Here is a 24,851-nt window from a genome sequence, read left to right on the forward strand (position 1 = left end):
GGATGGGTGGATGGCTGGTTCGGCACTCTGGCAGCCGTTCACTGAACCGGTAAAGTCCCTATTTCGCCAAGGCTGCCGAAAGATTTCGCGATCGTGCCGGACCACTGACTGGATCGGTTTAGGAGTGCGCATGCTGGACGCCACACCGCTCACCGAGGGCTGGATCCTCCGGCACGAGCGGGGACCGCTCGCCGCCGTGGTGCCCGGGTGCGTGCACACCGATCTGCTGGCGGCCGGGCTGATCCCGGACCCCTTCCTCGGGCGGAACGAGGACGAGGTGGCGTGGGTGGGACGCCGGGAGTGGACGTACGAGGTCGAGCTGCCCGGAGGCGGCGCGGCCGGCGGGCACGACCAGACCGACCTGGTCTTCGACGGGCTCGACACCGCCGCCGAGATCCGGCTCGACGGCCGGCTCCTCGGCTCGGTACGGAACATGCACCGCTCGTACCGCTTCGACATCACCGGGATGAGCGGTCTGCTCTCGGTGCGCTTCGCCTCCGCGTACGCCGAGGCCGAGGCGGTGCGCGAACGGCTCGGCGACCGGCCGAACGCCTATCCGGAACCGTTCCAGTTCATCAGGAAGATGGCCTGCTCCTTCGGCTGGGACTGGGGGCCGACCCTCGTGACCGCCGGGATCTGGCGGCCCGTTCGGCTGGAGAGGTGGTCCACGGCCCGGATCGCCCGCGTACGGCCGCTGGTGACCGTCGAGGGGCCGACGGGGCGGGTGGAGCTGCTCGTCGACGTGGAGCGGGCGGCCGTCGAGGCGGGGCTGCGGCTGGAGGCCCGGGTGGGGGGTGTCGCCGCGGCCGTGGAGGTCGAGGGGACGAGCGGTGCCATCCGGCTGGAGGTGCCGGGCGTGGAGCTGTGGTGGCCGCGCGGCTACGGCGAACAGCCCATGTACGAGGTGGAGTTGACCCTGTACGGCGAGGGTGACGCGCTCGATGTGTGGCGGCGGCGGGTCGGGTTCCGGACCGTGGAACTGGACCGGGGCGCCGATGAGCACGGGACCGGGTTCACCCTCGTCGTCAACGGGGAGCGGCTGTTCGCGCGCGGGGTGAACTGGATCCCGGACGACGTGTTCCCCTCCCGCGTCACGCGCGAGCGGTACCGGGAGCGGCTGCGGCAGGCGGCCGGGGCCGGCGTCGATCTCGTCCGGATCTGGGGCGGCGGGATCTACGAGAGCGAGGACTTCTACGACGTCTGCGACGAGTCGGGGCTGCTGGTCTGGCAGGACTTCCCGTTCGCGTGCGCCGCCTACCCGGAGGAGCAGCCGCTGCGGAGCGAGGTCGAGGCCGAGGCGCGGGAGAACGTCGTCCGGCTGATGCCGCATCCGTCGCTGGTGCTGTGGAACGGCAACAACGAGAACCTGTGGGGGTTCCGGGACTGGGGCTGGGAGGAGCGGCTCGCCGGGCAGTCGTGGGGCGAGGGGTACTACCTGGGGCTGTTGCCGCGGGTGGTCGCGGAGCTGGACCCGACCCGGCCGTACACGGCGGGCAGTCCGTGGTCGGGGTCGTGGGACCGGCATCCGAACGACCCGGCGCACGGCACGCACCACTCCTGGGAGGTGTGGAACCGGGAGGACTACGCGGAGTACCGGGCGAACGTGCCGCGATTCGTCGCCGAGTTCGGGTGGCAGGCGCCGCCCGCGTACGCGACCCTGCGGCGGGCGCTGCCCGGTGAGGAACTCGCGCCCGACTCCCCCGGGATGCTGCACCACCAGAAGGCCGAGGACGGCAACGGGAAGCTGGAGCGGGGGCTCGCGCGTCATTTCGTCGTGCCGGACGGGGACTTCGACCGCTGGCACTATCTGACGCAGGTCAACCAGGCGCGGGCGATCGCCGCCGGGATCGAGCACTGGCGCTCGCACTGGCCGGTGTGCGCGGGCACGGTCGTGTGGCAGCTCAACGACTGCTGGCCGGTGACCTCGTGGGCGGCGGTCGACGGGGACGGCAGGGAGAAGCCGCTCTACCACGAGCTGCGCCGGCTGTACGCGGACCGGCTGCTGACGCTGCAAGTGCGGGGGGCGGGGCTGGTGTTGGCCGTCGTGAACCAGGCGGGTGAGCCCTGGGTCCCGGGTGGGCTGCGGCTGCGGCGGATGTCCGTGGAGGGGGTCGTCGTCGCCGAGGTGGCGGTGGAGGTGTCCGCCTCCGCGCGTACGGTGGCCGAGGTGCGGGTGCCGCGTGAGGTGGAGCCCGTGGGCGCGAAGGAGTTCCTGGTGGCCGACGGGCGGGGCGGGGAGGGGCCGCTGCGGGCGGTGTACTTCCCGGTGGCGGATCGTGAAGTGCCGTATCCGGCGCCGGGGTTCGAGGTCGAGGTCGGGCCGGGTTCGGTGACCGTGACGGCGCGGACGCTGGTGCGGGACCTGCTGCTGCAGGCGGACCGGCTGGGGCCGGCGGCGCGGGCCGACACCGGGCTGGTCACCCTGCTGCCGGGTGAGCGGGTGACCATCGGGGTGCGCGGGCTGGAGGGCGTGCCGGACGTGGAGGACGTGCGGCGGGCCCTGTACTGCGTGGAGCCCGCCCGGTGAGCGCCTCACCGACTCCGCCACCGCCTTCGCCGTCGGGTCTGCCTTCGCCGTCGGGTCCACCTCCGTCGTCGGGTCTGCCTCCGCCCCCGCGCGTGACCATCAAGGACGTCGCCGCGCTGGCCGGGGTCTCCAAGGGCGCGGTGTCGCTCGCGTTCAACCGGAAGCCGGGGCTGGCCGACGCCACGCGGGACCGGATCTTCGCGGCGGCACGGCAGCTCGGGTGGGCGCCGAACCTGGCGGCGCGGTCGTTGTCGAGCCAGCGGGTCGACGTGGTGGGGCTGGCGATCTGCCGGCCCGCCAAGCAACTCGGGCTCGAACCGTTCTACATGGAGTTCATCTCCGGCGTGGAGAGCGTGCTGACCGAGCGGTCCTGTTCGCTGCTGCTGCGGCTGGTGCGGAATCTGGAGGAGGAGGTGGGGCTCCAGGACGCGTGGTGGCGGGGGCGGCAGGTCAGTGGGTCGATCCTCGTCGACTTCCGCGCGGATGATCCGAGAGTGGCCGCGGTGGGGCGGCTGGGGGTGCCGGTGGTGGCCGTCGGGCATCCGTCGTTGACCGGCGGGCTCACGTCCGTGTGGACGGACGACGCGACCGCCGTGACGGAGGCGGTGCGGTATCTCGCGGCGCTGGGGCATCGGCGGATCGCCCGGGTGGGGGGCGCTGCCGCGCTGGGGCACACGGCCATTCGTACGGCGGCGTTCGACCAGGTGGCGCGGGAGTTGCGGCTGGCCGGGGCGTGGCAGGTGGCGACCGATTTCTCGGGCGAGGCGGGGGCGCGGGCGACACGGTCGCTGCTGACCGGGGCGCGGGGTGATCGTCCTACGGCGATCGTCTACGACAACGACATCATGGCGGTGGCGGGGTTGGCGGTGGCGGCGGAGATGGGGGTGCGGGTGCCGGAGGAGGTGTCGTTGCTGGCGTGGGACGACTCGCAGTTGTGCCGGCTGACGCGGCCGACGTTGTCCGCGATGAGTCATGACGTGTACGGGTTCGGGGCGGAGGTGGGGCGTACGTTGTTCGGGGTGATCGCGGGGGACGGAGAGGTCGGGGTGTCGCATCCGGTTGCTACGCCTGTGCTGGTTCCGAGAGGGTCCACTGCGACTGCCCCCTGAGCGCCGTACGGGAGTGCGGGTTCGTTTCGGCTGGTCGCGCAGTTCCCCGCGCCCCTTGCGGTGACTGCAGGTAACCGGCGGTAACATGGCGACGCGATGTGACCTTCACCGCTCCCTCGCTCAGGGGTGGGCAGCACTGTTACTCGCAAGTAGCATGGGCCTGAGCGCGCGCTCAGCGGTTGCGCGTCGCAGCAGTGCCGTCCCGCACCTCTGGAGGAGAGCCATCGTGCCTCGTACCGTCAAGGATGTCGTCTTCGTCGACGGCGTCCGCACCCCGTTCGGCAAGGCGGGCCCGAAGGGCATCTACCACGAGACCCGCGCCGACGACCTCGTCGTGAAGGCGATCCGGGAGCTGCTGCGCCGCAACCCCGGCCTGGAGCCCGCGAAGATCGACGAGGTCGCCATCGCCGCGACCACGCAGATCGGTGACCAGGGCCTCACCATCGGCCGGACGGCGGGCATCCTCGCCGGTCTGCCCCAGTCGGTGCCCGGTTACTCCATCGACCGGATGTGCGCCGGCGCCCTGACCGCCGTCACCTCGGTCGCCGGTTCCGTCGCCTTCGGCGCCTACGACGTCGCCATCGCCGGCGGTGTCGAGCACATGGGCCGCCACCCGATGGGTGAGGGCGTCGACCCGAACCCGCGCTTCGTCAGCGAGAAGCTGGTCGACGAGTCCGCCCTGTTCATGGGCATGACCGCCGAGAACCTGCACGACCGGTACCCGACGATCACCAAGCAGCGCGCCGACGAGTACGCCGTGCGCTCCCAGGAGAAGGCCGCCAAGGCGTACGCCAACGGCAAGATCCAGGCCGACCTGGTACCGATCTCGGTGCGCCGCACCAACGCCGAGGCCGGCGAGACCGGCTGGGGTCTGGTCACCGCCGACGAGCCGATGCGGCCGGGGACGACCCTGGAGAACCTGTCGGGCCTCAAGACCCCCTTCCGTGTGCACGGGCGGGTCACCGCCGGTAACGCGGCCGGTCTGAACGACGGCGCCACCGCCTCGCTCATCGCGTCCGAGGACTTCGCCCGCGAGAACGACCTCCCGGTGAAGATGCGCCTCGTCTCGTACTCCTTCGCGGGTGTCGAGCCGGAGGTCATGGGCTACGGCCCGATCCCGGCGACGGAGAAGGCGCTCGCCCAGGCGGGCCTGTCGATCTCCGACATCGGTCTCTTCGAGATCAACGAGGCCTTCGCCGTCCAGGTGCTCGCCTTCCTGGAGCACTACGGCATCGCCGACGACGACGCGCGCGTCAACCAGTACGGCGGCGCCATCGCCTTCGGTCACCCGCTGGCCTCCTCGGGTGTGCGTCTGATGACGCAGCTCGCCCGCCAGTTCGAGGAGCAGCCGGAGGTCCGCTACGGCCTCACCACCATGTGCGTCGGCTTCGGCATGGGCGCCACCGTCATCTGGGAGAACCCGCACCACAAGGACGCCGGAGGCGACAAGTGAGCACCACCGCTGAGCTTCTCAAGGGCGCGGCCGAGCTGTTCCCCGACGAGGTCGTGACGTCCGCGCACGTACGCCACCTCGACCTGCCGTTCGGCGCCGGGCGCTTCGCGCTCATCACGCTGGACAACGGCTTCGACCACACCAAGCCGACCACCTTCGGCCCGGCATCGCTGGCGAACCTGAACACCGCCATCGACCAGGTCGAGAAGGAGGCCGCGGCCGGCGAGATCGTCGGTGTCGGTGTCACGGGCAAGCCGTTCATCTTCGCCGTCGGCGCCGACCTCAAGGGCGTCGAGCTGCTGAAGGAGCACGAGCACGCGCTCGCCATCGGCAAGGGCGGTCACGAGGTCTTCAAGCGGCTGTCCGCGCTCGCCGTCCCGACCTTCGCGTACTACAACGGTGCCGCGATGGGCGGTGGCGTCGAGGTCGGTCTGCACTGCTCCTACCGGACCGTCTCCGCGGCCCTCCCGGCGTTCTCGCTCCCCGAGGTCTTCCTGGGCCTGGTTCCGGGCTGGGGCGGCTGCACGATCCTGCCGAACCTGATCGGTGCCGACAAGGCCGTCTCGGTGATCATCGAGAACAGCCTCAACCAGAACAAGCAGCTCAAGGGCAAGCAGGTCTACGAGCTCGGGATCGCCGACGCCCTCTTCGAGGGCGCCGACTTCCTGGAGCAGTCGCTGCTCTGGACGGCCTCCGTCCTCAAGGGCGAGATCGTCATCGACCGCCCGGTGATCGACCGCGGTGACGCCTGGGACCAGGCCGTCGCCAAGGGCCGCTTCATCGCCGACAGCAAGGTGCACGGCGCGGCCCCGGCCGCCTACCGCGCGCTGGACATCATCGCCGCCGCCAAGAACGGCGACCTCCAGCAGGGCTTCGACGCCGAGGACGTCGCCCTCGCCGACCTGATCATGGGTGGCGAGCTGCGCGCTGGCATCTACGCCTTCAACCTGGTGCAGAAGCGCGGCAAGCGCCCCGCCGGTGCCCCGGACAAGAACCTGGCCCGCCCGGTCACCAAGGTCGGCGTCGTCGGCGCCGGTCTGATGGCCTCCCAGCTCGCGCTGCTGTTCCTGCGCCGCCTGGAGGTGCCGGTCGTGCTGACCGACATCGACCAGGAGCGCGTCGACAAGGGTGTGGGCTACGTCCACGCCGAGATCGACAAGCTGCTGCTCAAGGGCCGGATCAACCAGGACAAGGCCAACCGTCTCAAGGCGCTGGTCACCGGTGTGCTGGACAAGGCCGAGGGCTTCTCCGACGCGGACTTCATCATCGAGGCCGTGTTCGAGGAGATCGGCGTCAAGCAGCAGGTGTTCGCGGAGGTCGAGGCGGTCGCCCCGGCGCACGCGATCCTCGCCACCAACACCTCCTCGCTGTCGGTGACCGAGATGGCGTCGAAGCTCAAGAACCCCGAGCGGGTCGTGGGCTTCCACTTCTTCAACCCGGTCGCGATCCTGCCGCTCCTGGAGATCGTCCGGGGCGAGGCCACGGACGACGCCTCGCTGGCCACGGCCTTCGCCGTCGCCAAGAAGCTCAAGAAGACCGCGGTGCTCGTGAAGGACGCCCCGGCGTTCGTGGTGAACCGCATCCTCACCCGCTTCATGGGCGAGATCCAGAACGTCATCGACGAGGGCACGCCGGTCGACGTGGCCGAGAAGGCGGTCGAGCCGCTGGGCCTGCCGATGTCGCCGCTGGTGCTGCTCGAACTGGTCGGCCCCGCCATCGGTCTGCACGTCTCCGAGACCCTCAACCGGGCCTTCCCGGACCGCTTCACGGTCTCCGAGAACCTCGCCGCGGTCGTCAAGGCCGGCAAGCGCGGCTTCTACGTCTACGACTCCGGCAAGCCGGAGCTGGACCCCGAGGTCGCCGCGCTCCTCAAGCAGGGCGATGTCGTCCTGTCCGAGGAGCAGGTCCGTGACCGTGTCCTCGACGCCGTCGCCCAGGAGATCGGGCTCATGCTCGACGAGGGTGTAGTCGCCGAGGCGCAGGACATCGACCTCTGCCTGATCACGGGCGCCGGCTGGCCCTTCCACCTGGGCGGCATCACGCCGTACCTGGACCGCGAGGGCATCAGCGAGCGCGTCAACGGCAAGAAGTTCCTGGAGGCCGGGGTGGCTTCGGTCCCCGCGTGACCGTATGAACCTCTAGAGGGCCTCCGCCTGCGGGCGGGGGCCCTCTTGACGTGCTCGGAGGCCCTCCTGACGGTCGGGGGTGGGCAGCCGCGCCCGTTGGGGGCGCGGGGAACTGCGCGAGCAACCCGACACAACCCGCACGCGCCGCATCACCTGCCCCGGCAGCCGCGTAGGCGCACACACCGTCAGACAGCGACCGCCGGCGCCAACGCCAGTCTGGCCAGCACCCACCTGGCCGGACCGTCCGGCGTGCGACCCTGTCCCCCATGGACGCTCCCCTGCTCGTGATCGTCGACGCCGCCAACGTCATCGGCTCCGTCCCCGACGGCTGGTGGCGCGACCGGCGCGGCGCGGCGGAGCGGCTGCGCGACCGCCTGGCCCGCGACGGGGTACCCGGCCACGACGGGCCCGTCGAGCTGGTGATGGTGGTCGAGGGCGCGGCCCGGGGCGTGGAGCCGGTCCCCGGCGTACGGGTCGAGGCGGCCCCCCGCAGCGGCGACGACCGCATCGTGGAACTCGTCGCCGAGGAGGCCCCCGACCGCCCCTGCCTCGTGGTCACCGCCGACCGTGAACTGCGCCGCAGAGTGGCCGAGTTGGGCGCCGAGGTGACCGGCCCGCGAACGGTGCGCGGCGGTTCGTGAGCCGCTGACGGTGACACGGCCCCATGGTCCCGTCGGAAACGGGAGCGCAGGGCCGGTCGGGGACCGGGGCCGCGGAGGGCCGGCTACGGGGTGCCGCGGCCCGGACCCCCGGTCTCGCCCGCCGGCGTCTCCTCGTGACGTGCGAGCCGGCTGTGCGTGCGGCCGTAGACGAAGTAGACGACGATGCCGAGGACCATCCAGGCGGCGAAGCGGAGCCAGGTCTCGGTGGGCAGGTTGAGCATCAGCCACAGCGAGGCGCACACCGAGAGGATCGGGACGAGCGGCACCCAGGGGGTGCGGAACGACCGGTGCAGGTCGGGGCGGGTCCGGCGGAGGATGACGACACCGATCGCGACGACCACGAACGCGAACAGCGTGCCGATGTTCACCAACTCGGCCAGCTCGCTCAGCGGGGTGAAGCCCGCGACGATCGCGATGACCACACCGAGCAGGATGGTCGGCCGGTGCGGGGTCTTGAACCGGGGGTGGACGTGGGAGAAGAAGCGCGGCAGCAGTCCGTCGCGGCTCATCGCGAAGAACACCCGGGTCTGGCCGAGCAGCAGGATCATGCACACGGTCGTCAGACCGACGGCGGCGCCGAAGCTGATGAAGCCCGCGAACCACGGATGCCCGGTGGCCTTGAAGGCGTCGGCGAGCGGAGCGGTCACCGACAGGTCGGTGTAGTGCTGCATGCCGGTGACGACGATCGAGACCGCCACGTACAGCGTGGTGCAGATCAGGAGGGAGCCGAGGATGCCGCGAGGCATGTCACGCTGCGGGTTCCGCGTCTCCTCGGCGGCCGTGGCGACGACGTCGAAGCCGATGAACGCGAAGAAGACGACGGAGGCGGCCGTGAAGATGCCCATCACCCCGAAGTTGGCGGGCGCCCAGCCGAACATCAGCTGGATCAGCGGGGACTGGAGGCTGTCACCCGCCGGCACCTCCTGCGCCTTCGGGATGAACGGGTCGTAGTTGTCGCCGCTGACGAAGAAGGCGCCCGCGATGATCACGGTGAGGACGACCGTCACCTTGATGGCGACGACGACCGAGGTGACCCGCGCGGAGAGCTTGGTGCCGGCCACGAGGATGGCGGTGAGGACCAGGACGAGCGCGGCGGCGAGGATGTCGAAGCCAAAGCCGTCGGCCCCGTCCCGCGTGCCGAGCGCGGCGGGCAGGTCCCAGCCCGCGTTGTCCATCAGCGAGTGGATGTAGCCGGACCAGCCGACGGCCACCACCGCCGTCCCCAGCGCGAACTCCAGCACCAGGTCCCAGCCGATGATCCAGGCGGGCAGCTCCCCGAGGGAGGCGTAGCTGAAGGTGTACGCGGATCCGGCGACCGGGACCGTGGACGCGAACTCCGCGTAGCAGAGGGCGGCGAGCGCGCAGACGACGCCGGCCACGACGAAGGCGAGGGCGACGGCGGGACCGGCGTTGTTCTTGGCCACCGTGCCGGTGAGGACGAAGATGCCGGTGCCGATGATGACACCGACGCCGAAGACCGTCAGATCCAGCGCGGACAAGGATTTCTTGAGCGCGTGCTCGGGCTCCTCGGTATCGAGGATGGACTGCTCGACCTTCTTCGTCCGGAAGAGTGTGCTGCTCACGGGCGTACCTCCCACGCTGGGCGTCCTCGACATGATGGGGAGGGGGCGATGGGGTCCCCTCGGTCGAGCGAAGCCGAGACTGGGAGAGCGTTTGCCCGGGCGCGAGCGGTTTCACGCGAATGGGCCGGTATCACCACCGTAAAGAATGGCGACACCGGCCCGAACAGCCCAACGGGGTACGTCAGTCGCGCGCGGGTTCCGCCTCGGCGGGCGCGTCGCCGAACCGGCCGTCGAGCTTGGAGACCAGCCCGGTGACCTGGCGGGCGATGTCGGGCGCGGTGAGGCCGATCTCGGCCAGGACCTCGGCGCGGGTGGCGTGGTCGAGGAAGCGCGGCGGGATGCCGAAGTCGCGCAGCGGGATGTCGACGCCGGCGTCGCGCAGCGCCTGGGCGACGGCCGAGCCGACACCGCCGACGCGGGAGTTGTCCTCGACGGTGACGACCACGCGGTGCTTGTCCGCGAGCGGCGCCATGTGCTCGTCGACGGGCTTGACCCAGCGGGGGTCGACGACGGTCGTGGTGATGCCCTGCTTGTCGAGCAGGTCGGCGATCTCCAGGCACATCGGCGCGAGGGCGCCGACGGAGACGAGGAGCACGTCCGGGGTGTCGGTGCCGGGCTCGCGCAGCACGTCCATGCCGCCGACTCGGCGCAGGGCGGGCACGGCGGGGCCGACGGCGCCCTTGGAGAAGCGCACCACGGTCGGCGCGTCGGTGACCTCGACGGCCTCGCGCAGCTGGGCGCGGACCTGGTCGGCGTCGCGCGGCGCGGCCAGCCGGAGCCCCGGGACGACCTGGAGGATCGACATGTCCCACATGCCGTTGTGCGAGGCGCCGTCGGTGCCGGTGACCCCGGCCCGGTCCAGGACGAACGTCACACCGCACTTGTGCAGGGCGACGTCCATCAGGACCTGGTCGAAGGCCCGGTTGAGGAAGGTGGCGTACACCGCGAAGACGGGGTGCAGACCCCCGGTGGCGAGGCCCGCCGCCGAGACCGCGCCGTGCTGCTCGGCGATGCCGACGTCGTAGACCCGCTCGGGGAAGGCCTTGGCGAACCGGTCGAGCCCGACCGGCTGGAGCATGGCCGCCGTGATGGCGACGATGTCCTCGCGCTCCTTGCCGAGCTTGACCATCTCCTCGCCGAAGACGGAGGTCCAGTCGGCGCCGGAGGAGGAGATCGGCAGGCCCGTGTCCGGGTGGATCTTGCCGACGGCGTGGAAGCGGTCGGCCTCGTCCTGGAGGGCGGGCTGGTAGCCGCGGCCCTTCTCGGTGAGGCAGTGCACGATGACCGGGCCGCCGAACCGCTTGGCGCGGGACAGCGCGGACTCCAGGGCCTCGATGTCGTGGCCGTCGATCGGGCCGACGTACTTCAGGCCGAGGTCCTCGAACATGCCCTGCGGGGCGATGAAGTCCTTCAGCCCCTTCTTGGCGCCGTGCAGCGTCTCGTAGAGCGGCCGGCCGACGACGGGGGTGCGCTCCAACAGGTCCTTGCCGCGGGCGAGGAAGCGCTCGTAGCCGTCGGTGGTCCGCAGCGTGGCCAGGTGGTTGGCGAGGCCGCCGATGGTCGGCGCGTACGAGCGCTCGTTGTCGTTGACGACGATGACCAGCGGGCGGTCCTTGGCGTCGGCGATGTTGTTGAGCGCCTCCCAGGCCATACCGCCGGTGAGCGCGCCGTCGCCGATGACGGCGACCACGTGGTCGTCGCGTTTCAGCACCTGGTTGGCCTTGGCGAGGCCGTCGGCCCAGCCGAGCACCGTGGAGGCGTGGCTGTTCTCGATGACGTCGTGCTCGGACTCACCTTGCGAGGGGTAGCCGGAGAGGCCGCCCTTCATCTTCAGCCTGGAGAAGTCCTGGCGGCCGGTCAGCAGCTTGTGGACGTAGGACTGGTGGCCCGTGTCCCACAGCACCTTGTCCTTGGGCGAGTCGAAGACCCGGTGCAGGGCGATGGTGAGCTCGACCACGCCGAGGTTGGGGCCGAGGTGACCGCCGGTCTTCGACACCGCCTCCACGAGGAAGGTCCGGATCTCCTCCGCCAGCTGGTCCAACTCCTCCAGGCTGAGCCGGTCCAGATCGCGCGGTCCCCTGATGCGGGTCAGCAGCGGCACCCGTGCCTCCTTGCGATAGTGCTGTTCGAGCGTTACCGGGCTCGACGAAGTCTAATCTTCCGCGCACCGGGCCGACGGCCGGGCGGTCGAGTCCCGTGTCACGCGAATGGCCGTAAACCATCCTGCGCAGACGTACCCGTACGAAACGTCCGACAACAAGCGGAAGTGCCCGGCGCCTTATGGCACCGGGCACATGAGCGCCCTGAAGGGGCGCGAGGAACTGCGCGACCAGCCACGAACAACCCGCAGCCGGCGACGGACAGGCACCCCGACGGCGCCCCCCGTCAGATCGCTACGCGCGACCCGCAGCCTTCTGGCTCCGACGGCTGACCGAGTCGATGACGACCGCGCCCAACAGCACCGCACCCGTGATCATGTACTGGATCGAGGTGTTCATGTTCAGCAGGTCGAGACCGGTCTGGATCGACTGGATCACCAGCATGCCCAGCAGCGCCGACCACACCGACCCGCGCCCACCGAAGAGGCTGGTGCCACCGATGACGGCCGCGGCGATCGCGAGCATCAGCGTGTTGCCGCCACCGGCGGACAGCGTCGCGCTCGCGGTCTGGCCGGCGAAGAACATACCGCCGACCGCCGCGAAGCCACCGGAGATGGCGAACACGGTGATCCGGATCATCGGCACATTGATACCGGCACGGCGGGCGGCCTCGATGCCGCCGCCGACCGCGAACACCTGACGGCCGTACGTCGTACGACGCAGCACGAAGTCCACGACCACCAGCGCCGCCAGGAAGATCACCAGCGCGTTGGAGACACCGGACGCGTTGTTGAGCACGGCGGCGGCGGCGAAGGAGACGAGGGCGAGCGCGCCGACGCGCAGCAGGATCTCGCTGGTCGGACGGAACGGCACACCCGCGGCCCGACGACGGCGCTGCTCGTTGAGGTTGCCGACGAGGGAGAGCACCACGGCGAGCCCGGCGAGGATGTACGCGCCGATGATGGCCTGGTCCATGAAGAAGGAACTCTGGCCGAGCAGGCGGACCGGGCCCTCGTCGGAGGGGATGTTGATGGTGCCGCTCTCACCCAGCAGCCACAGCATCAGGCCGTTCCAGCCGAGGAAGCCGGCCAGGGTGACGACGAACGCGGGTACGCCGATCTTGGCGAAGAACCAGCCGTGCAGCGCGCCGATGGCCAGACCGGTGATGACCGCGAGGACCAGCGCCAACCAGGAGTTCATGCCCTCGTTCACCGCGAACACGGCGAACAGGGTCGAGGCCAGGCCGCTGACCGAGCCCACGGACAGGTCGATCTCACCCAGCAGCAGCACGAACACCAGGCCGATGGCGAGCATGCCGGTGGCCGAGAGGAAGTAGCTGATGTTCGAGAGGTTGTCGGCGCTGAGGAAACGATCGTTCTGGAGCTGGAAGATCGTCCAGATGACGATCAGGCCGATGACCACCGGCAGCGAGCCCAGCTCGCCGCCCTTCACCTTGCGCTTGAACTCGGTGACGTAGCCCTTGAGGCCCTCCTCGCGGACCAGCAGACGCGGGTCGACGACGGTGACCGGCGCGGCCGTGGGGTCGTCGGCGGGCGCGACCGTGGTCTGGCCGCCCGCCCCCGTGTCCGTCGCGGAATCGCTCTTCACGGTCTTGGACGTGTCGCTCACTTTGCCGCCTCCGTGGTGCGCCGCCCCGCGCGACGGGTCACGGCGTTGTCCGTGGCACCCGTGATCGCGGCGATGATCTCTTCGTGACTGGTGTCCTTCACGGAGAAGGAGCCGTTGTTCTTGCCCAGCCGCAGGACGGCCACGGTGTCCGCGACCGCCTTCACGTCGGCCATGTTGTGGCTGATGAGGATGACGGCGAGGTTGCGCTCACGCAGCCGTTCGACCAGGTCGAGGACCTGGGCGGTCTGCTCGACACCGAGGGCGGCGGTGGGCTCGTCCAGGATGACGAGCTTGGGGTCACCGATGAGGGCGCGGGCGATGGCGACGACCTGGCGCTGACCGCCGGAGAGGCTCGCGATCGGGATCCGTACGCTCGGGATCCGGATGGAGAGCGTGGACAGCAGCTCCCGGGAGTTCTTCTCCATCGTCACCTCGTCGATGACGCCCCGGTGCAGCAGTTCGCGACCGAGGTAGAGGTTGCCGACGACGTCGAGGTTGTCGCAGAGCGCGAGGTCCTGGTAGACCGTCGCGACACCGAGGCCCTGGGCGTCGTGCGGCTTGTTGATCTTGACCGGGTCGCCCTGCCACTCGATGACGCCCTCATCGATGGGGTGGACACCCGCGATGGTCTTGACCAGGGTGGACTTTCCGGCGCCGTTGTCGCCCACCAGGGCGACCACTTCACCGGCGTGGACCTCCAGCTCGACGTCGGTGAGTGCCTGCACCGCACCGAATCGCTTGGAGACTCCGCGCAACGCCAGCACGGGCGTAGCGGACACGTGAACCATCTCCTTCGCCGCCTGACCGGCGGGGATGCCGCGCCGGAAACCGGGCGCGGAGGATGTGCCGGCCCCGGGGGTGAGGGGCCGTCGCACAAGGCTTACAAGGTGAACATGCGTGTGGCCGCTGCCCTCTCGGCAGCGGTTCCGTCCGGCGCCCGACCCGGAAGCGGGGTCTGAGGTCGGGGCGGGCGCCGGACAGGTTCTGGGTGGGCCTTGAGCGGTCGTGACGCGGTGACCGCTCGCGGCCCGGGCCCGAGTGACTACTCGAGGCCGGCCTCCTTGCAGGCCTTGGCGAACTCGGCGGTGCAGATGTCGGTGACCTTGTAGAGGCCGTCCTTCACCACCGTGTCGTTGATGTTGTCCTTGGTCACGGAGACCGGGGTCAGCAGCTTCGCCGGGACCTTGTCGCCGGACCCGCTGGTCACCTCGGTGTCGGCCAGGGACTTGATGTCCTTGTCCTCCAGCAGGTTGACCGCGAGCTCGGCGGCCGTGTCGGCCTCCGGCTTGTAGGCCTTGTAGACCGTGGAGGACTGCGTGCCGGCGACGATCCGCTGGATGGCGGCGAGTTCGGCGTCCTGGCCCGTCAGCGGAATGCCGCTGATCTTCGCACCCTTGAGGGTGTTGGCGATGCCACCGGCCATGCCGTCGTTGGCGGCGTAGACGCCCGCGATGTTCTTGGCGCCCAGCTGGGTGATGGCCGCGGACATCTTCTGGGCGGCGACCGTGTCCTTCCAGAGGCCGGACTGCTCGTAGGCGATGTCGACCTTGCCGTCGAGGGCCTTGTGCGCGCCCTCCTTGAACTGACCGGCGTTCGGGTCCGCGTCGTCGCCGTTGATCATGACGACCTTGGCCTTCGGGGTCGCCTTGTCGCCGAGGGCGTCGAGGAGGGCCTGGCCCTGCAGCTCGCCGACCTTGACGTTGTCGAAGGAGACGTAGGCCGAGACCGGGCCCTGGGCCAGACGGTCGTAGGCGACGACCTTGACGCCCTTGTCCACCGCGGACTGGATGGAGGACTTGATGGCGGCGGAGTCCTGGGCGGAGACGACGATGACCTTGACGCCCTTGGTCACCATGGTGCTCATCTGCTGAGCCTGCTTGGTGGGGTCGGCGGCGGCGTTCGCGTACTCGACCTTGCAGTCGGCGCAGAGCTCCTCGACCTTGTCCTCGAAGTACGGACGGTCGAACTTCTCGTAGCGCGCGGTGACGTTGTCGGGCAGGAGCAGACCGATCGTCTTGCTGTCGCCACCGCTGCCGCCGCTGTCCGAGTCGTTGTCGTCGCCGGCCTTGCCACAGGCGGCCACGGAGAGCGCCAGCGAAACCGCGGTGGCGCCGATCACGACTCTACGCATCGTTGCGTTCATTTTGGGTTGTGCCTCCCTGACACGGGCCGCAGCACTGCGACCGAGGTGGCTGGAAGTCAACTCGGCCACACGTGCGACGTCAAGAAGTAAATCCTTAACGGGTTGGCAACGGCGTGTTTCGTTCTCTAAGTGAAGACAGGGGTTGCCGCGGTGAGGGTCCCGTCCAAAAGGGTGGAATCACCCATCTCACTGAGGGCCAGCGCCAGGGCCCCGAGGACCTCGGCACGGCCGCCAAGTGCCCCTGGCAGCACTGAGAGTTGACGTGCGGCACTCGGGATCGCGTACCGGCCGACCGACTCCCTTATGGGCCCGAGAACCAGCTCTCCGGCCTCGGCGAGATCGCCACCGAGGACCACGCGGCTCGGGTTCAACAGATTACAGAGATTGGCGACTCCACTTCCGATGTGTCGGCCGACGTCGGCGATCACCCGACGGCAGCCCGGGTCCCCGTCCCTCGCCAACCGTACGACCCCTTCCATGGTCAGGTCGGTGCCGTGGCTGGACTGGAGGAGCGGCAGCACATAGCGCGCGGCAGCGAAGGTCTCCAGGCAGCCGCGGTTGCCGCAGCGGCAGACCGGGCCGGATTCATCAAGAGTAATATGCCCGATTTCTCCCGCTGTGCCACCCGGGCCCCTGTAGATCTTGCCATCGATCACCAGTCCGGCACCAACGCCGCTGGAGACCTTGATGTAGGCCAGGTCCCGCACCCCCCGACCGCTGCCCCAGACCAGCTCACCGAGGGCGCCGAGGTTGGCGTCGTTGTCCACGTGCACGGCGACGCCGAGACGGTCACGCATCTCGGCGGCCGGCTTGGTGCCGGTCCAGCCCGGCAGGATCGCGGTGGAGCCGAGCGACCCGGACTCCACGTCGATCGGGCCGGGCACACCGAGGCCCACCCCCGCGATCTTCGTACGGTCCACCCCGGTGGCCTCGACCAAGCGGGTGACCAGCTGCTCCGCCCGGTCGAAACCCTGCGTCGAGGAGGCGTCCACATCCAGCGGCTCGGCCTCCTCGGCCAGCACCTGATGAGCCAGATTCCCGATCGCGACGCGCAAATGCGTGTGCCCGAAGTCCACGCCGATCACGATTCCGGCGTCCCCGCTCAGCGAGACCGCACGCGCCCGGCGGCCACCCGCCGACGTGGGTGTGACCTCGACGGTTCCCCCGTCCTTGAGCTCGCGCACGATGTTGGAGACCGTGGCCGCGGACAGGCCGGTGGTCCTGGCGATCTCCGCCTGAGTGAGCGACCCGGCGAGACGCACCGCCCGTACGACGCGCTCGAGATTTGCTCGGTGCAGCGACGACTGCGACCCCGGAGTCTCCATCGACTCATCCACTCCCGTCCCAGACCGGGCGGCCCGCACGCCGCCCGGGTGACCCGGGTCACAGCCACGAGACCCGGCCCACTTACAAGTTGTGAACTCCAAGCTCCGCTGAACGGGTTACCGCAGTCAAGTCCTTGACGGAAACTGGGGTCGCCGAATGACCACTAAATGTCACTCTGCGGCTACTTGGGGTCCCGGGACGGGCTACTTGAGGGTGGCCGAGGTGAGGCCCGCCTGCACCTGGCGCTGGAAGGAGAGATAGACCACCAGCATGGGGATCATGGCGATGGTGACGCCGGCGAAGAGGACGGGCAGGTCGGAGGCGTAGCCCTGCTGCTGCTGGAGCTGGATGAGGCCCTGGGTGAGGACGTAGCGCTCGGGATCGTCGCCGCTCTGCGGCTGCATGAGGACCGTGGGCAGGATGAACTGGTTCCACTGCCCCAAGGTGTTGAAGATCCCGACACTGATCAGTCCGGGCTTCGCCATCGGCAGCATGACCTGGAAGAACGTCCGGGTGTGCGAGGCCCCGTCGAGGATGGCCGCCTCGAACACCGCGGTGGGCAGTGTCCGGAAGAACGCGTGCATGAAGAACACGGTGAACGGCAGCGAGTAGGCGACGTACACCAGGATCAGCCCCTGGTAGGTGTTCAGCATGTCCAGCCGTTTGACCATGAAGAACAACGGCACCAGGGCCAGGAACACGGGGAACATCGCGCCGGCGACGAAGAAGTAGTACAGCAGCCGGTTGCCCCGGAACGGGTAGCGGGCCAGGACGTACGCGGCCATCGAGCCGAACAGCATGGTCAGCGGCACGGAGAAGACCAGCACGATGACCGTGTTGACGAAGTAGTCGCCGATGCCCTTGTCCCAGGCCCGGGAGAAGACGTCCAGGGACCAGTTCTCGGGCCAGCCGAAGGCCGAGCCGCCGATCTGGGCGTCGGTCTTGAAGGAGCTGAGCACCAGCCACAGCAGCGGCAGCACGATCAGCAGGGCCCACAGGGCGAGGAAGCCGTGCGAGAAGACGTTCAGGACGACGCCTTCGCCGCGCTCGTCGCCGGGTCCGGTCCGGCCCGTGTCCACCGTCGGGCCGGTGGGGACCGAGTCTCCGCGCGAGGCGGTCTTGAGGGGTGCACTCATCTTCTGTCGTCTCTCCCGCTCAGAACTCGACGCGCTCGCGACGGGTGGCCCGCAGCATGACCACCGACACGATCAGGGTGAGGAGCAGCATCACGACGCCCATCGCGCAGGCGTAGCCGCTCCTGCCGTACAGCAGGAAGTTCCGCATCATCACGGTCGCCATGACCTCGCTGTGGTGGTCGGGGCCGCCGCCGTACTCGCCCGCGGTCATGGTCGAGACCAGGATGAACATGTCCATCGCCGCGATGCCGAGGTAGACCCAGGCGGTCTGCACGGAGTCCCACAGCAGCGGCAGGGTGATGCGGAAGAAGGTGTGGGCGCGGCCGGCGCCGTCGATCAGCGCGGCCTCGTAGATGTCGCGCGGGATGGCCTGCATGGCGGCGGAGAACAGCACCAGGTAGAAGCCGACGCCGTGCCACACGACGACCAGGATGAGGGCCCAGAGCACCATGTTCGGCTCGTTCAGCCATTCGACGGGAGCGCTCTCGTCGACCAGCCCCAGCTTCATCAGCAGGCCGTTGAGCATGCCGCCGCTGTCGCTGCGGTACACGGCGCCGAACAGCACCGCGAGGATCGCCAGCGACAGCACCTGCGGGAAGAAGTACACGATCTTGTAGAAGCCCGAGCCGGCGACCCCCGACACCCCGCCGGCCCGGCCGCGCCCGCCCGCGTTCAGCATGAACGCGAAGAACAGCGCGAGCAGGATGGTGATGACCGGGATGAACACCAGGAACAGGATGTTGTGCCAGATCGCCTGCAGGAAGATGTCGTCCTCGAACAACGCGGTGTAGTTGTCCAGGCCGATGAAGGAGAAGGTCTGCGACTGCCCCTTCCAGTCGGTCAGCGAATAGCCGAACGTCTGGATGTACGGCCAGATCACGAAGATCAGATAAAGCGCCACGGGGGCCAGGAGAAACCCCGCGACGAACCGGTTCTGCCCTTTACGCATTGGCGTTTCCTGCCTCGGGTTCCATGAGACGAAAGGCGCGCCCCGTCCTTTCGGGGCGCGGGGAACTGCGCGGCGAGCCACGACGGACCCGCAGCTCACCACAGCGCGCAGCTCCCTCGGCGCTCCGACGCCCCGCTAGTCCCGACGGTTCTTCTTGGATTCGGGGTCCTTCGCCTGCTTGTCCACCGCGGCCTGTGCCCGCTTGAGCCACTCGGCCGGCTGGATGCGCTTCGCCATCAGTTCGTTCGAGGCGTTCTGGATCGCCGTGTCCATCTCGCTGTACCACTCGGTGTAGAGGTAACGGAACGTGTCGTCGCCGGCGGCCTTGGAGGCCTCGACCGTCGACTGGGTGCCCGGGCGCAGTTGTACGCCGGCGTCGACGCCGTCCTTGAGGATGGTCAGCGAGTTGGCCTCCTTGGCGAACAGCGTCGACCATTCCTTGGAGAGCATCATCCGCATGAACTCCTTGGCGGCCGGCAGGTTCTTGGCCTTGGCCGGGATGATGAACGGCTCGCCGGAGCCCGCCCGGATCGCCTCGAACGGCATCACGCTGTCCGGCAGCAGCGGCATCGGCATGAACTTCATGTCGAAGTCGTCCGGTGTCTGCTTCAGCTGCTCGTTCTCCAGCCAGGAGCCGGAGGTGATGAACACGGCCTTGTACTGGTTCCAGCGGGTCTGGGACTCGGTGTGGGTGAGGCCGTTGGTGCCGGGCATCAGATAGCCCTTCTCGACGACCTCGTAGATCGCCTCGACCCCGGCCTTCGCGGCGTCGGAGCCGACGAACGCCTTCGGGTCGAGGTTGTCGATCGCCTTCATGGCGTCCAGCCCGCCCGTCTTGGCGATCAGGTCCATGATGGCGACGTTGATGTAGTACGGGTACTTGCCCTGGTGGGCGAGGCCTCCGATGTCCTTGGCCTTGGCCTCCTTGCAGATGGTCAGGAAGTCGGCCCAGGTCTTGGGCTCCTCCCAGCCGTTCTCCTTGAAGAGCTTGCCGGAGTACCACAGGCCCCACACCGTGTAGATGTAGTTGAGCGCGACGATCTTGTCCTCCTGCATGCCCGCGTCGAGCGTGCCGGGGATGAGGGTGTCGCGGACCTTCTTGGCCGGGTCGTCGACCGAGGGGGCGTCCAGCACCGCGGCGAGGTCGAGGAGCTGGTCGTTCTTGTAGAGGACGTCGATCGGGATCTGCTGGGCGCCGGAGTCGTCGACGATGTCCGGCGGGTTGCCCGCGTTGAACCGCGGCTGGAGCTTGCCGGTGATCTCCTGGGTGCCGGTGTGGGTGGAGGTGACCCCCCACTTCTTCTGGAAGGCGGCCTCCCAGGCCTTGGCGTAGGCGTCGCCGTAGCCGCCCTTGAAGATCACGACGTCGAGCTTGCTGCCCTTCTTCACGCCGAAGGGGTTGGACTCGGAGGTCTTGCCCTGACTGTCCTCGGATGTGTCGTCCCCGCCTCCCCCGCTGGCGCACGCGGACAGGAAGCTCATCGTGGGGACGGTGATCAGGCCCAGCGCGGCGGAACGCTTGATCAGATCGCGGCGGCCGACGCCCTCGGGGTGGGTGGTGTCGACGCCTTCGGGGCCGTGGTCGTGCTCGGCGGTAGTGGATCCCATGCTCAAGTCCTCGCCTTCTCCAGGACTCAGGCGGTGAACCGGATCCTCCCGGCACCGCGGTCGGTTCAAGCTGGGGTCGTGCGTGAGGATTCAACAGGGGCAAGACGGCGGTCGGCGCGCGGACACGTCCGCGACCACCGGTAATTCCCCCCAGGTAGTGCCCGTCCGCGGCTGTGCGACCACTATGCGGACGCCGACAGGTATAGTCCACTTCCCGCCAGGGGGGCAAGATCGAATGCAAGGTTCGCCTTCGGTCTTTTCCGAGTTGAGACCTCTCGGAAATATGAGCGACCTTGCGCCACCTGACCGGAAAATCCTCGCCATTCGGCCGGGATGGCGCAGCCAACACCCTTGACATCACTCATCACTTCAACCCCTACTGGTCCCCGCGTTGCAGATCCGACAACGTTGTCCTCTTTCGATCACTTCTTGATCGGAAACAGTCTGCAGGACGTAGGGAGGGTGCTCGCTGATGCGGCACAGACGGAGTTCCACGGCGGTGCTCGGCGCCGTCGCGTTCGCTCTGGTGGTGGCCTCGCAGGGCGCGGCCGTCGCGTTACCGGACCGACCGGCGGCCGGTGCCCGGGAGTTCAACTCCTCGTTCGAGCCGGACGACCCGGCCCCGGACTGGATCAGCACGGTCGACACCGCACCGGACGGCTCTCCCCGGGCCTCGGGTGTCGACGGCGGCTACACCACCGGCATCCCGGGCGACATCACCGACCGGGTCACCGGGGTCCGGGCCAGCGGTGAGAACACCGACGGCGGCGAGGTGAAGGAGAACCTCGTCGACGGCGAGTCCGGTACCAAGTGGCTCACCTTCCAGCCCACCGGCTGGGCCGAGTTCGACCTCGCCGCGCCGGCCGAGGTGGTGACCTATGCGTTGACGTCGGCAAACGACTTCGAGACCCGCGACCCGAAGGACTGGACCCTCAAGGGCTCCACCGACGGCAAGGAGTGGAAGACCCTCGACACCCGCTCCGGCGAGCGCTTCGCCGAACGGTTCCAGACGAAGTCCTACGACATCCCCGGCGACGCGGTGGCCGGGTACCGGCACTTCCGGCTCGACATCACCCGGAACAACGGCGCCTCGATGATCACCCAGCTCGCCGATGTGCAGTTCTCCACGGGCGGCGGGCAGGCGCCCCCGCCGAAGGAGATGCTGTCGCTGGTCGACCGGGGCCCGAGCGGATCCGCGACCGCGAAGGCCGGCGCGGGCTTCACCGGCAAGCGGGCCCTGCGGTACGCGGGCCGTCACACGGCGGACGGACCGGCCCACTCGTACAACAAGGTCTTCGACGTGAACGTGGCCGTCGAGCGCGACACCGAGCTTGCCTACCGGATCTTCCCGTCGATGGCGGACGGCGATCTGGACTACGCCGCCACCCACGTCTCGGTCGACCTGGTCTTCACCGACGGCACCTCCCTCAGTGAGCTGGGGGCGGTGGACGGCAACGGCTTCCCGCTGTCGCCGCGCGGGCAGGGCGCGGCGAAGGTGCTGTACGTCAACCAGTGGAACGACGTGGTCGCACGGATCGGGTCGGTCGCCGCCGGCCGGACCGTGGACCGGATCCTGGTGGCCTACGACTCCCCCGAGGGCCCGGCGCGGTTCCGCGGCTGGCTCGACGACGTGACCTTGCGGGTCCGGGCGCCCGAACGGCCGAAGGCACACCTGTCCGACTACGCGGTGACCACCAGGGGAACGAACTCCAGCGGCGGTTTCTCCCGCGGCAACAACTTCCCGGCGACCGCGGTGCCCCATGGCTTCAACTTCTGGACGCCGGTCACCAACGCGGGTTCGCTGAGTTGGCTGTACGACTACGCACGCGCCAACAGCGGGGACAACCTGCCGACCATTCAGGCGTTCAGCGCCAGCCATGAGCCGAGCCCCTGGATGGGTGACCGGCAGACCTTCCAGGTGATGCCCTCGGCAGCCACCGGGACACCCGAACTCAGCCGCACCTCACGGGCGTTGGCCTTCCGGCACGAGAACGAGACGGCCCGGCCGTACTACTACGGGGTGCGCTTCGAGAACGGCGTCAGGGCCGAGATGGCGCCCACCGACCACGCGGCGGCGCTGCGCTTCACCTACCCCGGCGACGACGCGAGCGTGATCTTCGACAACGTGACCGACCAGGCGGGCCTGACCCTGGACAAGGACAACGGGGTCGTCACGGGATTCTCGGATGTGAAGTCCGGTCTGTCGGCGGGCGCGACCCGGCTCTTCGTGTACGGGGTCTTCGACGCGCCGGTCACGGACGGCGGCTCGACCGGGGTGAAGGGCCACCTCCGCTTCGACGCGGGCGCGGACCGTACGGTGAACCTCCGCCTCGCCACCTCCCTCATCAGCCTGGACCATGCGAAGGACAACCTGCGTCAGGAGATCCCGGAGGGCACGTCCTTCGGGACCGTGAAGAACCGGGCACGGGCCCAGTGGGACCGCGTGCTGGGGAAGGTGGAGGTCGAGGGCGCCACCCCCGACCAGCTGACCACGCTGTACTCCAACCTCTACCGGCTCTACCTGTACCCCAACTCCGGCTTCGAGAAGGTGGGTTCGACGTACCGGTACGCCTCGCCCTTCTCCCCGATGACCGGTCCGGACACCCCGACCCACACCGGCGCGAAGATCGTCGACGGCAAGGTCTACGTCAACAACGGCTTCTGGGACACCTACCGGACCACGTGGCCCGCGTACGCGCTGCTGACGCCCGGCAAGGCGGGTGAGCTGGTCGACGGCTTCGTGCAGCAGTACAAGGACGGCGGCTGGACCTCCCGGTGGTCCTCCCCCGGCTACGCGGACCTGATGACCGGCACCTCGTCGGACGTGGCGTTCGCGGACGCGTACGTGAAGGGTGTCGACTTCGACGCGAAGTCGGCGTACGAGGCGGCCCTGAAGAACGCCACCGTCGTACCGCCCTCGGCGGGCGTCGGCCGCAAGGGCATAGCCACCTCCCCCTTCCTCGGCTACACCTCCACCGACACCCACGAGGGCCTGTCATGGGCGCTGGAGGGCTATCTCAACGACTACGGCATCGCGCGCATGGGGCAGGCGCTGTACCGGGAGACCGGCGAGAAGCGCTACCGGGAGGAGGCGGCGTACTTCCTCAACAGGGCCCGTAACTATGTCAAGTTGTTCGACACGAAGGCCGGCTTCTTCCAGGGCCGGGACGGCACCGGTGCCTGGCGGGTCGACTCCGCGGCCTACGACCCACGGGTCTGGGGCCACGACTACACGGAGACCAACGGCTGGGGATACGCCTTCACCGCGCCGCAGGACAGCAAGGGCCTGGCCAACCTGTACGGCGGTCGCGGTGGGCTGGCGAAGAAGCTGGACACCTACTTCTCCACCCCGGAGACGGCCTCCCCCGACCTCATCGGCTCCTACCCCGGAGTCATCCACGAGATGACCGAGGCCCGGGACGTCCGGATGGGCATGTACGGCCACTCCAACCAGGTCGCCCACCACGCGATCTACATGTACGACGCCGCCGGGCAGCCGTGGAAGGCCCAGGAGAAGGTCCGCGAGGTGCTCTCCCGCCTCTACGTCGGCAGCGGCATCGGCCAGGGCTACCACGGCGACGAGGACAACGGAGAGCAGTCCGCCTGGTACCTCTTCTCCGCGCTCGGCTTCTACCCGCTGGTGATGGGCAGCGGCGAATACGCCGTCGGCTCCCCGCTGTTCACCAAGGCGACCGTCCACCTGGACAACGGCAGGGACCTGGTGGTCGAGGCCCCGAGGAACAGCGCCCGGAACGTGTACGTGCAGGGCCTGAAGGTCAACGGCAAGGCGTGGACGTCGACTTCGCTGCCACACTCGCTCATCTCCCGTGGTGGCGTGCTGAAGTTCGACATGGGGCCGCGGCCCTCCCGCTGGGGCACGGGCGAGAGCGCCGCTCCGGTGTCGATCACGAAGGACGACAAGGTGCCCGACCCTCGTGCGGACGCCATCGAGGGTGACGGGGCGCTGTTCGACGACACGTCGTCGACGAAGGCCTCCGTGGGGACGGTGTCGCTGCCGACTCCCGCCCGGACCAAGGCGGTTCAGTACACGCTGACCTCGGCCGACCGCGCCGAGGCCCCGGACGGCTGGACCCTGCAGGCCTCCACGGACGGCACGACCTGGAAGACCCTCGACAGACGCTCCGGCGAGTCCTTCGCCTGGGACCGCCAGACCCGGGCCTTCTCCGTCCCGACCCCGAGGGCGTACGACCACTACCGGCTCGTCCTCGACGGGACGCCGACGCTCGCGGAGGTGGAGCTGCTCTCCTGACCGTGGCCGGGGCCCCGGACCAACCGGCTTGACCTGGTTGCCCGTTGGAACGATAGAGTCTTGTCCAGACCACTCGACAACGTTGTCCTGCCGAGGGGTCCCACAGCCGCACTCCCACCGCGCCCGGTCTCCCCCGTACCGGGTCGCGGCTCGCGGACCGGGTGGGCACGCACCGCCCGCCCACCCGGTCCGCCCCGAGCGCGGCGCCCGCCCCCGCACAGGGCCGGTGCC

General features: G+C 69.3%; 15 protein-coding genes. 6 read left to right on the plus strand and 9 right to left on the minus strand.

The features are described from left to right. Positions 1 to 130 precede the first annotated feature (130 nt). The 5 genes from PUR53_RS05995 (at position 131) to PUR53_RS06015 (ending at position 7,856) form a co-directional block, all read left to right on the plus strand. A complete protein-coding gene (locus PUR53_RS05995) occupies positions 131 to 2,527 on the plus strand; it encodes a glycoside hydrolase family 2 protein (RefSeq protein ID WP_329907620.1) in 2,397 nt (798 codons plus the stop codon). Positions 2,528 to 2,619: 92 nt separating this feature from the next. Further along, a complete protein-coding gene (locus PUR53_RS06000) occupies positions 2,620 to 3,636 on the plus strand; it encodes a LacI family DNA-binding transcriptional regulator (RefSeq protein WP_329907622.1) in 1,017 nt (338 codons plus the stop codon). Between the two features lie 226 nt (positions 3,637 to 3,862). Then, positions 3,863 to 5,089, plus strand: a complete 1,227-nt coding sequence (locus PUR53_RS06005; protein WP_329907623.1) for a thiolase family protein — start codon at positions 3,863 to 3,865, stop codon at positions 5,087 to 5,089. Continuing rightward, positions 5,086 to 7,215 (plus strand): 3-hydroxyacyl-CoA dehydrogenase NAD-binding domain-containing protein, encoded by a 2,130-nt coding sequence (locus PUR53_RS06010; RefSeq protein ID WP_329907624.1) that lies wholly within the window; start codon positions 5,086 to 5,088, stop codon positions 7,213 to 7,215. Before PUR53_RS06005 ends, PUR53_RS06010 begins: the two co-directional genes overlap by 4 nt. Positions 7,216 to 7,481: 266 nt before the next feature. Then, a complete protein-coding gene (locus PUR53_RS06015; protein ID WP_329896063.1) occupies positions 7,482 to 7,856 on the plus strand; it encodes an NTP pyrophosphohydrolase in 375 nt (124 codons plus the stop codon). Between the two features lie 83 nt (positions 7,857 to 7,939). Here PUR53_RS06015 and PUR53_RS06020 read toward each other — a convergent pair whose 3' ends face one another. From PUR53_RS06020 to ngcE, 9 genes are all read right to left on the minus strand, one after another. Next, entirely contained in the window at positions 7,940 to 9,460 is a 1,521-nt protein-coding gene (locus tag PUR53_RS06020; protein ID WP_329896062.1) for an amino acid permease, read from the minus strand. A 181-nt stretch (positions 9,461 to 9,641) separates the two neighbouring features. Continuing rightward, positions 9,642 to 11,561: a 1-deoxy-D-xylulose-5-phosphate synthase gene (gene dxs / locus PUR53_RS06025; protein ID WP_329896061.1), complete on the minus strand. Its 1,920-nt coding sequence runs from the start codon at positions 11,559 to 11,561 to the stop codon at positions 9,642 to 9,644. A 292-nt stretch (positions 11,562 to 11,853) separates the two neighbouring features. Further along, positions 11,854 to 13,188, minus strand: a complete 1,335-nt coding sequence (locus tag PUR53_RS06030; protein WP_329896060.1) for a sugar ABC transporter permease — start codon at positions 13,186 to 13,188, stop codon at positions 11,854 to 11,856. Then, positions 13,185 to 13,976 carry an ATP-binding cassette domain-containing protein gene (locus tag PUR53_RS06035; RefSeq protein ID WP_078853670.1) on the minus strand — a complete coding sequence of 264 codons (792 nt, stop codon included), beginning with the start codon at positions 13,974 to 13,976 and terminating at the stop codon, positions 13,185 to 13,187. The genes PUR53_RS06030 and PUR53_RS06035 overlap by 4 nt, the downstream gene beginning before the upstream one ends. Positions 13,977 to 14,230: 254 nt before the next feature. Beyond that, positions 14,231 to 15,319, minus strand: a complete 1,089-nt coding sequence (locus tag PUR53_RS06040) for a sugar ABC transporter substrate-binding protein (protein WP_329896059.1) — start codon at positions 15,317 to 15,319, stop codon at positions 14,231 to 14,233. Between the two features lie 137 nt (positions 15,320 to 15,456). Then, entirely contained in the window at positions 15,457 to 16,656 is a 1,200-nt protein-coding gene (locus tag PUR53_RS06045; protein WP_329896058.1) for an ROK family transcriptional regulator, read from the minus strand. 204 nt (positions 16,657 to 16,860) lie between these two features. Next, positions 16,861 to 17,793, minus strand: a complete 933-nt coding sequence (locus tag PUR53_RS06050) for a carbohydrate ABC transporter permease (RefSeq protein WP_329896057.1) — start codon at positions 17,791 to 17,793, stop codon at positions 16,861 to 16,863. Positions 17,794 to 17,812: 19 nt separating this feature from the next. Further along, on the minus strand, positions 17,813 to 18,742 hold the full coding sequence (locus PUR53_RS06055) for a carbohydrate ABC transporter permease (RefSeq protein WP_329896056.1): 930 nt from the start codon (positions 18,740 to 18,742) through the stop codon (positions 17,813 to 17,815). Positions 18,743 to 18,877: 135 nt separating this feature from the next. Continuing rightward, entirely contained in the window at positions 18,878 to 20,350 is a 1,473-nt protein-coding gene (ngcE, locus tag PUR53_RS06060; protein ID WP_329896055.1) for an N-acetylglucosamine/diacetylchitobiose ABC transporter substrate-binding protein, read from the minus strand. A gap of 472 nt (positions 20,351 to 20,822) precedes the next feature. Here ngcE and PUR53_RS06065 point away from each other — a divergent pair, with 472 nt between their 5' ends. Continuing rightward, complete coding sequence (locus PUR53_RS06065) at positions 20,823 to 24,620, plus strand: GH92 family glycosyl hydrolase (protein WP_329907626.1); 3,798 nt, start codon at positions 20,823 to 20,825, stop codon at positions 24,618 to 24,620. Positions 24,621 to 24,851: the final 231 nt, after the last annotated feature.

The organism is Streptomyces sp. SP18BB07 (assembly GCF_036322545.1).
Taxonomy (GTDB): domain Bacteria; phylum Actinomycetota; class Actinomycetes; order Streptomycetales; family Streptomycetaceae; genus Streptomyces; species Streptomyces deccanensis.